Genomic DNA, 11817 nt, shown 5'->3' on the forward strand with positions numbered 1-11817 from the left:
CTAGCCTATGACACCTGCACTCATCAATAATCCATTGTTTCGGGGGATTACTCCGGAGAAGTTATCCGCCAATCTGGAAGAGATTAGTTTCCACACCCGATCTTATAAAAAAGGAGAAATACTAGCACGACAGGGAGATGTGTGCAATCGTCTCGTGATACTGACCAAAGGAAGTGTCCGTGGCGAAATGATAGACTATTCCGGACGACTCATCAAAGTAGAAGACATTGCCGCACCAAGAGCCCTTGCCCCTCTTTTCCTTTTCGGAGAAGAGAATCGCTTTCCGGTAGAAGTGACCGCCAACGAACCAACGGAGGTAATCGAAATCCCCAAAGCCAGCGTACTGGAGCTTTTCCGTAGGAACGAGCAGTTTCTGGAGAATTATATGAATCTATCCGCCAATTATGCCCGCACCCTATCGGATAAGCTTTTCTTTATGTCCTTCAAGACTATCCGGCAAAAGATAGCATCTTATCTGCTACGGTTATACAAACAGCAGCAACAGCTACAGATCACCCTCGACCGCTCGCAACAGGAACTGAGCGATTACTTCGGTGTCTCCCGTCCTTCTCTGGCACGTGAACTGTCGCACATGCAGGAAGACGGTATGATCATAGCCGACCGGAAACAGATTACTATCTTACAGAAAGAATGGCTGATCCGGCTGATTCAATGATCAAGAGTTCACTCCGGTTTCATTATAGCTAATCTTGTTTTCATTATAGCTAATCGGAATATGATTATAGCTAATATAATTTAGCTCATAGCATCCGATTTTTTCGCCCAATGTAACATTGGTTACAAACTTACCTCAAACTTTCCCCCTACTTTTGCGTTCATCATCAAGAAAACTAATTAAAACGTAAAAGTTATGAGTATGTTCTGTTATCAATGTCAAGAGACCGCAATGGGTACAGGCTGTACCTTAAAAGGAGTATGCGGAAAAACATCCGAAGTGGCTAACCTGCAAGACCTGCTGCTCTTTGTAGTACGAGGAATCGCCGTTTACAACGAACATCTGCGCCGGGAAGGACATCCTTCCGAAGAAGCAGACAAATTTATCTACGATGCCCTGTTCATCACCATCACTAACGCCAATTTTGACAAAGCGGCCATCATCAGAAAAATAAAAGAAGGACTACAACTGAAAAACGAACTTGCCAGCAAAGTAACCATTGCAAATGCTCCCGACGAATGTCTTTGGGATGGAAATGAAGATGAGTTTGAAGAGAAAGCCAGGACAGTAGGAGTACTTCGCACACCCGACGAAGATATCCGTTCGCTGAAAGAACTGGTACACTACGGACTGAAAGGTATGGCGGCTTACGTTGAGCATGCGCATAACCTTGGATACCAGTCGCCGGAAATCTTCGCCTTTATGCAAAGTGCATTGGCCGAACTCACCCGCAATGATATTACGATGGAAGAACTGGTTCAGCTTACTCTGGCAACAGGCAAGCACGGAGTTTCCGCCATGGCACAACTGGATGCCGCCAATACAAACAGCTACGGAAATCCGGAAATATCGGAAGTGAATCTAGGTGTCCGCAATAATCCCGGTATCCTTATCAGCGGTCATGACCTGAAAGACCTCGAAGAATTGCTGGAACAGACCGAAGGAACAGGTATAGACATTTACACTCACAGTGAAATGCTCCCCGCACATTATTATCCCCAACTGAAAAAATACAAGCATCTGGCAGGAAACTACGGAAATGCCTGGTGGAAACAGAAAGAAGAGTTTGAAAGTTTCAACGGACCGATCCTGTTTACCAGTAACTGCATCGTTCCTCCGCGTGCCAACGCTTCTTACAAAGACCGTATCTACATCACCGGAGCCTGCGGACTGGAGGGAGCACATTACATCCCCGAACGCAAAGACGGAAAACCGAAAGATTTCTCCGCACTGATTGCACATGCCAAGCAATGTCAACCGCCGACGGCCATCGAAAGCGGAACGTTGATCGGAGGTTTTGCCCATGCACAGGTAGTAGCTTTGGCGGATAAGGTAGTAGAAGCCGTGAAAAGCGGAGCGATCCGCAAATTCTTCGTTATGGCAGGATGTGACGGACGTATGAAGAGTCGTGAATATTATACCGAATTTGCCGAGAAACTTCCGAAAGATACAGTCATCCTGACTGCCGGTTGCGCTAAATACAGATACAACAAACTGGCTTTAGGTGATATTAACGGCATTCCCCGGGTATTGGATGCAGGACAATGTAACGACAGCTACTCACTGGCTGTCATCGCACTGAAACTGAAAGAAGTATTCGGATTGGACGACGTCAACAAACTTCCTATCGTATATAACATCGCATGGTACGAACAGAAAGCGGTGATCGTATTGCTGGCATTGCTGGCACTGGGAGTGAAGAATATTCATCTGGGACCTACTCTTCCAGCCTTCCTTTCACCGAACGTAAAAAATGTATTGATCGAACAATTCGGAATCGGTGGCATCAGTACCGCAGACGAAGATATTATGAAGTTCTTGTCATAAACACAAGACGTATATACATTCTAAGCCTTAACTATTAAATATAAAAAGGAGGGGTGTCAATAGTAACTAAACTGGGGCTGATTAAAAGTCGGTCCTAGTTTAGTTACTATTAACCTGGACACAGTCCTGATTATTTCAAGAACAGAGTCAATCGTCCTTCGGTAATATCAAATTGAGAAGTACTCCGACCAAAGCGGCCAGTCCGATGCCGGATAATGAAAAGTCTCCCCACGTGAGAACAGCTCCGCCAATACCGACAGTCAATGTCAGAGAGACAATGATGATGTTTCTTGTACGGCTCAGATCAATGCAGTTATTCACCAGATTACCTATTCCGGCACAAGCGATGGTTCCGAACAGCAAAAGCATAATTCCCCCCAGTACCGCACTTGGAATGGATTTCAGCAACGCACTGATTTTACCGACAACGGAGAATAAGATAGCGGATATGGCAGCAATCCGGATGACTTGCGGATTGGTGATCTTCGTTAATGACATCGCACCCGTCACCTCCGAATAAGTCGTCACCGGAGGACCGCCGACCAATCCGGCAAAGCAGCAAGCCAGCCCATCGCCCAACAACGTACGATGCAGACCGGGATCTTTCACGAAGTCTTTTCCTGTAACTGTATTGACTACGTATACATCTCCGATATGCTCTATCACCGGAGCAATAGCTACCGGAATCATAAACAGTATCGGCTCCCATGAGAACTTGGGAAACACGAACTGCGGCAGCCCGATCCATGCCGCATCCCTGACACCGGACAAATCCAGATCATAGAAAAGCCATGCCGCCAGATAACCGACAATGATACCGCAAAAGATGGGAATCAACTTCAAAAGTCCTTTCGCTTTCATCGAAACAACGACTGCCGTAACCAGCGACAACAAGGCCAGCACCCAGTTCTCCTTCGCCATATTTACTCCTGTCCCCGCGAGTGACAAACCGATCAGAATAATAACCGGCCCAATGACCACCGGAGGAAACAGACGTTCAATCACCTTCACCCCTTGCCATTTGACCAGCGCGCTCATTACAAAATAAACCAATGCGACACCCACCATTCCGGACAAAGTACCCGGCAATCCGTAAAGTTCTGTCGCTTTTATTATCGGGGCAATAAATGCAAAACTACTTCCTAAAAAGATAGGCACTTTCCCTCGGGTAACCGCATGAAAAATGAGTGTACCAATGCCGGCTGTGAACAAGGCGGTAGAAGGGTCAAGCCCCACTAAGAGCGGCACGAGCACCGTAGCTCCGAAAGCTACAAACAAGAATTGTACTCCTACCACTCCTTTGCGTAAAGGAGTAAGATTGTTTGAATCCATAAGTATGATGTAGATTAATTGAGTGCAAAATTAATCTTTTTAGACAATTTAACTACCTTTTTTCACAAAAATACATCCAAAAAGAGTCTTTATTTGTTTTAAATAATGTGTAACTTCGCACGGTGAGACCTAATACGACACATTTAATAACTTAATAATATATTGCCTATGATATTTACAGCAGAAAACACTCTACTAATTGGTTCTATCTTACTTTTCGTTAGCATCGTTGTCGGAAAAACAGGATATCGCTTCGGAGTGCCCACCTTATTACTGTTCCTCGTAGTAGGAATGTTGTTCGGAAGTGACGGACTCGGACTCCAGTTTCATGACGCAAAAGATGCGCAATTCATCGGTATGGTTGCCTTGAGCATCATCCTGTTTTCGGGAGGTATGGATACGAAATTCAGAGAAATCAAACCCATTTTAGGTCCAGGTATCGTGCTTTCTACCGTCGGAGTTCTACTAACCGCTCTTTTCACCGGATTATTTATCTGGTGGCTGTCCGGAATGAGTTGGACGAATATCTATCTGCCTATCACCACGTCATTGCTACTGGCATCTACCATGTCCTCTACGGATTCGGCTTCGGTGTTCGCCATCCTGCGTTCGCAGAAGATGAATCTGAAACACAACCTCCGCCCCATGCTGGAGCTGGAAAGTGGAAGTAACGACCCGATGGCATACATGCTCACCATTGTCCTGATACAGTTTATCCAATCGGCAGGTATGGGTGTCGGGGCTATCGCCGCTTCTTTCATCATTCAGTTTATAGTCGGCGCGGCTGCCGGATACGTACTCGGAAAACTGGCTATCCGTATGCTGAACAAGCTCAACATCGACAATCAGGCGTTGTATCCTATCCTGTTGCTGGCGTTTGTTTTCTTCACCTTCTCTATCACTGATTTACTAAAAGGAAATGGTTACCTTGCCGTATATATCGCAGGTATCATGGTAGGAAACAACAAGATCATGCACCGCAAAGACATTTATACGTTCATGGACGGACTTACCTGGTTGTTCCAGATCATCATGTTCCTCTGCCTCGGACTTCTCGTTAATCCTCATGAAATGCTGGAAGTTGCAGCAGTAGCACTATTGATCGGTGTCTTCATGATTGTGATCGGTCGCCCGTTGAGTGTATTCCTCTGTTTGCTTCCGTTCCGGAAGATAACAATGAAATCGCGGCTGTTCGTCTCCTGGGTAGGATTGCGTGGAGCAGTTCCCATTATCTTCGCCACTTATCCGGTGGTTGCAGGAGTCGAAGGATCGAATATTATCTTTAATGTCGTATTCTTCATCACAATCGTTTCACTGGTAGTGCAGGGAACAACGGTTTCTTTCGTTGCCCGCCTGTTACATCTGTCCAAACCGCTGGAAAAGACGGGGAATGATTTCGGAGTAGAACTTCCGGAAGAGATTGATACAGACCTCAAAGATATGACTATCACTCAGGAAATGCTGGAAGAGGCAGATACGCTAAAAGATATGAATCTCCCCAAAGGCACGCTGGTAATGATTGTGAAACGTGGGGATGAGTTCCTGATACCGAACGGAACGCTGAAACTGCATGTGAACGATAAATTACTGCTCATCTCCGAAAAGCCCAAAGAGGACGAGGAAGACAACAGCGAATCCTGATGTTTATAGGGACTGACTAAAAAGTCAATAGTATCTCCAATTCCCCTCCTTTCGGGAAGGGTGGCTGAAAGCCGGGGTGGTAGGTAAAATAAGGTTTATTCCTATTCTATTGTAAACAACAGAGTTATGTGTTCACCTACCACCTCCCCCTACGGGGACTCCTCCTTCCCGAAGGAGGAGATTCAAGATACTACCGACTTTTTAGTCAGCCTCATTTAAGGTACTACTGACTTTTTAGTCAGCTTTTCCTCCCCCGTTAATTAACCGTAAAACTTAATTATAAACTTCGGTTTCCGTTAATGAAATGTTATTTTTGCGCAATTTTAAATCAAATGTGCAAAAATCGAATGGAACAAGAACATCAGTTCATTGATTATATTGAACAGAGCATCATTAAAAACTGGGATAAAGATGCATTGACAGACTACAAAGGAATCACGCTTCAATATAAGGATGTAGCGCGTAAGATAGCCAAGTTTCACATTGTATTGGAAAGTGCCGGTATCCAGCCGGGAGATAAAATAGCAGTCTGCGGCCGGAACAGTGCCCATTGGGGAGTCACCTTCTTAGCCACTATCACTTACGGAGCCGTCATCGTTCCTATTCTGCATGAGTTCAAAGCGGATAATATTCACAATATCGTCAATCACTCCGAAGCCAAGTTACTCTTTGTCGGCGATCAGGCATGGGAAAATCTGAATGAAGACGCAATGCCACTATTGGAAGGTATCGCTTCACTCACCGATTTCACTGCATTGGTATCGCGCAACGAGAAACTGACTTACGCCTTCGAACACCGGAACGCAATTTACGGTCAGCGTTATCCGAAGAATTTCCGCCCCGAACATATCTGTTACCGGAAGGACCGTCCGGAAGAACTGGCTATCATCAATTATACCTCCGGCACTACCGGATATTCCAAAGGAGTCATGCTCCCCTATCGCAGTATTTGGTCGAACGTGGCATACTGTTTCGAGATGCTTCCCGTGAAAGCGGGTGATCACATCGTTTCCATGCTTCCGATGGGTCATGTATTCGGCATGGTGTACGATTTCTTATATGGTTTCTCTGCCGGAGCGCATATTTACTTCCTGACACGTATGCCGTCTCCGAAGATTATTGCGCAGTCTTTTGCAGAAATAAAGCCAAGAGTGATCTCCTGTGTACCTTTGATCGTAGAGAAAATTATCAAAAAAGATATTCTTCCGAGAGTGGACAGCAAAATCGGAAAACTATTGCTTAAAGTACCCATTGTAAACGATAAAATCAAATCGTTGGCGCGACAGGCTGCTATGGAAATCTTCGGTGGGAACTTCGATGAAATCATTATCGGCGGTGCTCCTTTCAATGCCGAAGTAGAAGCGTTCCTCAAAAAGATAGGCTTTCCTTACACCCTCGCTTACGGTATGACCGAATGTGGCCCGATTATTTGCTCCAGCCGTTGGGAAACACTGAAATTGGCTTCCTGCGGCAAGGCAACCACCCGAATGGAAGTCCGCATCGACTCGCCCGACCCTAAAACACATGCCGGAGAAATCGTATGCAGGGGAATGAATATGATGCTGGGATATTATAAAAATCCGGAAGCGACGGCACAAATTATCGATGCCAACGGATGGCTTCACACGGGTGATTTAGGGACAATCGACGACGAAGGATATGTGACAGTTCGCGGTCGTAGCAAGAATCTGCTTCTGACTTCCAGCGGACAGAATATCTATCCGGAAGAGATAGAAAGCAAACTGAATAATATGCCATATGTTGCCGAGTCACTGATCGTTTTGCAGCACGACAAGTTGGTCGCACTGATTTATCCGGACTTTGACGATGCTTTTGCCCATGGCTTGCAACAGACCGATATCATAAAAGTTATGGAAGCCAATCGTATTGAACTGAATCAGCAGCTTCCCAATTATTCTCAGATAAGCAAAGTCAAAATCCACTTCGAGGAATTTGAAAAGACTGCGAAGAAATCAATCAAACGCTTTATGTATCAGGAAGCGAAAGGATAACACATCCTTTCAAAACCATACTCAATAAAAACAAAAACGGTGAACAGGTATCAAAACTCTGTCCACCGTTTTTTCAGTCTAACCTAACCAACTTAATTTTATCTTGTTATCCTCCGACAATCTTTCTCCTTTAACATCCTCACTTATTACCTATTACTTACTACCTATTACTTATTATAAACGAAACAGCCTGCCCGCCTCCGGGAGCCATCCGTATACTCAACGTATTTTCTGATGTTACAATCTGTTCCGTAATCTTATAATCGGTAGGATTCGTTTTCCAGTCAGCCTTTTCGCCATCCGCATAGATGACAGCTTTATACTGCTTGCCCGGTTCCAGGAAGTCCAGTTTTACTTCTAAAGTACGGGGAGTTTCATTGGTAGCTGCTCCCAGGAAATAATTGCCTTTTGCTTTACGTACCACTGCTATGAACTCTCCCGGTTCTCCTGCCAGTGCTTTCGATTCATCACAATCCGGATCGAAATCACGGAAGAACTGGAATGCCGGATGTCCTTCATAATGCTCGATCATATCCGAAGCCATCTGCAAAGGAGAATACAGGATTACCCAATTAGCCAGTTGTTTAGCCAGTGTCGTATTCACACGGCTATTGCCTTTATCCTGATCGTTCCACTTCTGTCGGCGCGGAGAATCCTTCGTTTTCAAGAACAGAATATCAAAAGTTCCCGGCGTATAATCCATCGGACCGGACAGCAGGCGGGTGAACGGTAACATCACGTGATGAGAAGGAGGATTGCCTTCACTCCACGCATTCCATTCCATGCCTCTTGCCCCCTCGCGTGTCATCATATTCGGCCATGTACGACGGATACCGGTATCTTTGATCGGTTCGTGTGCATCCAGAGTCATTTTATGACGGGCGGCAGTTTCCACTACCCGTTGATAGTGATTGACACCGTATTGGCTATGATGCAGATATCCATCCGGAAATGCGCCTGCATACCCTGTCTTTAGGATGTGGATACCATGATCGGTATACCATTGCATGGCATGATCCATCTGACGTTCATAGTTAGGAATATTCCCTCCGGTCTCATGATGTCCCATGATTTCAACACCTTTCTCTTTGGCATAACGTACGATTTCATCAATATTGAAATCCGCGTATGGCTTGGTGAAATCAAAGCTCTGCATACCGCCCCAACTTTCCCAACCTTCGTTCCAACCTTCGAACAGGACAGCTTCGATATGATTGGCTGCGGCAAAATCTATGTATTTCTTTGCATTGGCAGTAGTAGCTCCGTGACGTTCGTCCATCTTCCAGGTTTCTACGCCGAGATGCATCCCCCACCACACTCCTACATATTTCAGCGGGCGAATCCAGTCCGTAGTTTCCAGTACGCAAGGATCATTCAGATTCAGAATCAGCGAAGAGTTGATCAAACCGACAGCTTCCGGTGCGATCTGTACGGTGCGCCATGAGGTCGTGAAGTGATTTCCCTTACGCGCCTTAATGCCGTCAGGCCACGGGGCAAGTTCCGCTTTCAATGTATAATGGCCGATTTGCTTCAGAGTCATTTCCGGGAAATCATACAAAGCGGCTTCGTGTATACTTCCGTAAACTCCATCCGCAGTCTTGAATGTAAAAGGTGTATTGGCCGTTTCCACTTCGGAAATCGGTTGTTGTTGATAGAGTAGTTCATATGTTTCGGCACTGGCGGGAATCGACCACGAAGTTCCGTCACGATGAAAACGGAAAGTAGTCAGTTCGTCGGTAATCAATAAAGAATCTACAGTCGGCACCGTGTATTCATAGCGGAAACCGATTCCATCATCAAATACACGAAAACGAAGCGTCAGTTGTACATGATCTTCATTTGTCAGATTGACTGCCATTTCGTTATAATGATTCCGGTTCTTTTTATTCTCTCCCCACGGCTGTGTCCAAGTTTCGTCTTCACTGCTGAAAGTCGTGTTCTTCACCTGAAAACCTTCTCCCAGAATGATGCCGTTAGCCGCCGTAAAGCCCATGGCTGAATTTTCTATCAAGAGGGAGTCATCCACCGACACATTATAAAACGGTTTGCCGTTTTCGTCTACTGTCAATGTCATCTTGATATGTCCGTCCGGTGACTGGACCTCTGTTTTCGGGCTACTACAAGCATAGCATCCCAGCACACACAGAAAAGCTCCAACTAAATGTTTTACTTTCATAGTATAATCGTCTGTTTATATATAATACAGTTCAGAAAGGAGAAACACTTAAATGTATGCCGTTTTTCTTTCTTCGGATGCAAAGAAAAAGTATCTTTGCATCTAAACAATGTAGATTTATGGCAAAAATACTATTAGCAGAAGATGAAGTCAATATCGCCTCCTTTATCGAACGGGGACTGAAAGAGTTCGGACATTCGGTAACAGTCTGTCATGACGGAAATACGGGTTGGAGAATCCTTCAGGAAGCACCTTTCGACCTTGTAATTCTGGATATTATCATGCCGAAAATAAACGGGCTCGAACTTTGTCATCTCTATCGGCAGATGTTCGGTTACCAGACACCGGTCATTATGCTGACGGCTTTAGGCACTACAGAGGACATTGTAAAAGGACTGGATGCAGGAGCAGACGATTATCTCGTCAAGCCTTTCAGTTTTCAGGAACTGGAAGCACGTATCAAGGCGCTGCTGCGACGAAACAAGGAGGCTGTAACCAATCAACTGACTTGCGACAATCTGGTATTGGACTGTAACACCAGACGGGCAAAAAGAGGTGATGCGGATATCGATCTCACCGTAAAAGAATACCGCCTGCTCGAATATTTCATGACTCACCAGGGGGTAGCCTTGTCACGCATTACGCTGCTCAAAGACGTATGGGACAAGAACTTTGATACGAATACCAACATCGTAGACGTATACGTCAATTATCTGCGGGTAAAGATAGACCGTGACTTCGACAAGAAACTGATTCATACGGTAGTAGGATTAGGATATATCATGAATGCCTGAACATCCATCAAATAAATCCGTGTATGAAAATAGGTTCTAAAATAGCTCTCTTCTATACGTTGCTCAGTGTACTGACAACTATCATCATTATTGCCGTATTCTATCTTTTCAGCACACAGTTTATCAATAAACTCTATGCCTCCTACCTTCGTGAAAAAGCATATCTGACCGCACAAAAGCACTGGGAAAAAGACGAAGTAGACGAACAGAGTTACCAAATTATCCAGCGCAAATATGACGAACTCCTGCCTGAAGCTCATGAGATTCTTTTAAATATGGACAGTCTCTCCGAAGTCCGTGACACTCTGAACAAATATCTGACCCAGCATCAGCAGGCACTTCTGATAGCCGGTGAAGACAGCATCCCTTTTTCTTTTAAATACAAAGACCAGTTGGGAGCCGCCCTTTATTATCCCGATAATGAAGGGAATTTCATCGTCCTCGTCATGTCCCGGAATGTGTACGGTGCAGAAATCAAAGAACACCTCTTGCTTCTCTCCATCTTTCTGGTTTTATTCAGTTCCATCCTGATTTATTTAGTCGGGAAAATCTATTCCGGCCGTATTCTTATCCCCCTGCAGCATATACTGAAGGAGCTGAAGAGGATACGAGCCAACAGTCTGAACCGCCGGTTAAAGACGACCGGAAACAACGATGAACTGGAAGACATGATCGAAACACTGAATAGCATGCTCGACCGTCTGGACAGTGCTTTCAAAGCTGAAAAGTCCTTTGTCAGCCATGCTTCGCATGAACTGAACAACCCCATAACCGCCATACAGGGAGAATGCGAAATCAGTCTGCTGAAAGAAAGAAGTACCGGAGAATATATCGAAGCCCTGCAACGAATCTCGTCAGAAAGCAAGCGAATCTCCAATCTGATCCGCCATCTTCTCTTCCTTTCACGTCAGGATGAAGAGCTCTTAAAAAGCAATATGGAGGCAGTGTCTCTGCCGGATATGCTGAATGACTTAATAAAAACGAACGAACGAATCCGGTTCCATCATGAAGAAACAGGTAAGGCTGCCACTGTAAAGGCCAATCCTTATCTGCTCAAAATAGCTTTAAAGAATATCATCGATAACGCCTGCAAATATTCAGAAAAGGAAGTAGACATTACGCTCAGCCGTAAAGATCAACACCTCGTTCTTGAAATAAAAGATCGGGGCATCGGCATTCCTCCGGAAGAAATAGAACATATATTCCAGTCTTTCTATCGGGGCAGCAACACACATGACTATGCGGGTCAGGGCATCGGCCTCAGCCTGACTCTGAAAATAGTATCTGCCTACAACGCCAGGCTGGAAATATCTTCGGAAATAGAAAAAGGAACAAAAGTACGGGTGATCTTCTGATTCA

General features: G+C 45.1%; 8 protein-coding genes. 6 read left to right on the forward strand and 2 right to left on the reverse strand.

Going from position 1 to position 11817, the window contains the following annotated elements; all coding sequences use genetic code 11:
• Nucleotides 1-7: 7 nt before the first annotated feature.
• Together ACHLI0_RS03140 and hcp are read left to right on the forward strand one after the other, a co-directional pair.
• Entirely contained in the window at nt 8-676 is a 669-nt protein-coding gene (locus ACHLI0_RS03140) for a Crp/Fnr family transcriptional regulator (protein ID WP_490748424.1), read from the forward strand.
• Nucleotides 677-871: 195 nt separating this feature from the next.
• Nucleotides 872-2503 (forward strand): hydroxylamine reductase, encoded by a 1632-nt coding sequence (gene hcp, locus ACHLI0_RS03145; RefSeq protein ID WP_008761363.1) that lies wholly within the window; start codon nt 872-874, stop codon nt 2501-2503.
• Between the two features lie 147 nt (nt 2504-2650).
• Here hcp and ACHLI0_RS03150 read toward each other — a convergent pair whose 3' ends face one another.
• A complete protein-coding gene (locus ACHLI0_RS03150; protein ID WP_074855536.1) occupies nt 2651-3835 on the reverse strand; it encodes a uracil-xanthine permease family protein in 1185 nt (394 codons plus the stop codon).
• Between the two features lie 168 nt (nt 3836-4003).
• Here ACHLI0_RS03150 and ACHLI0_RS03155 point away from each other — a divergent pair, with 168 nt between their 5' ends.
• A complete protein-coding gene (locus ACHLI0_RS03155) occupies nt 4004-5476 on the forward strand; it encodes a potassium/proton antiporter (protein WP_195567891.1) in 1473 nt (490 codons plus the stop codon).
• A 347-nt stretch (nt 5477-5823) separates the two neighbouring features.
• Complete coding sequence (locus tag ACHLI0_RS03160) at nt 5824-7488, forward strand: long-chain fatty acid--CoA ligase (protein WP_055218142.1); 1665 nt, start codon at nt 5824-5826, stop codon at nt 7486-7488.
• Nucleotides 7489-7648: 160 nt separating this feature from the next.
• On the opposite strand, the gene ACHLI0_RS03165 is transcribed toward ACHLI0_RS03160, so the two are convergent.
• Nucleotides 7649-9664 (reverse strand): glycoside hydrolase family 97 protein, encoded by a 2016-nt coding sequence (locus ACHLI0_RS03165; RefSeq protein ID WP_490748425.1) that lies wholly within the window; start codon nt 9662-9664, stop codon nt 7649-7651.
• Nucleotides 9665-9783: 119 nt separating this feature from the next.
• On the opposite strand from ACHLI0_RS03165, the gene ACHLI0_RS03170 reads away from it, so the two are divergent.
• Both ACHLI0_RS03170 and ACHLI0_RS03175 read left to right on the forward strand, forming a co-directional pair.
• Complete coding sequence (locus tag ACHLI0_RS03170; protein WP_490748426.1) at nt 9784-10458, forward strand: response regulator transcription factor; 675 nt, start codon at nt 9784-9786, stop codon at nt 10456-10458.
• A gap of 23 nt (nt 10459-10481) precedes the next feature.
• Entirely contained in the window at nt 10482-11813 is a 1332-nt protein-coding gene (locus tag ACHLI0_RS03175) for a sensor histidine kinase (protein WP_490748427.1), read from the forward strand.
• Nucleotides 11814-11817: the final 4 nt, after the last annotated feature.

The organism is Bacteroides sp. RCH18 (assembly GCF_058231005.1).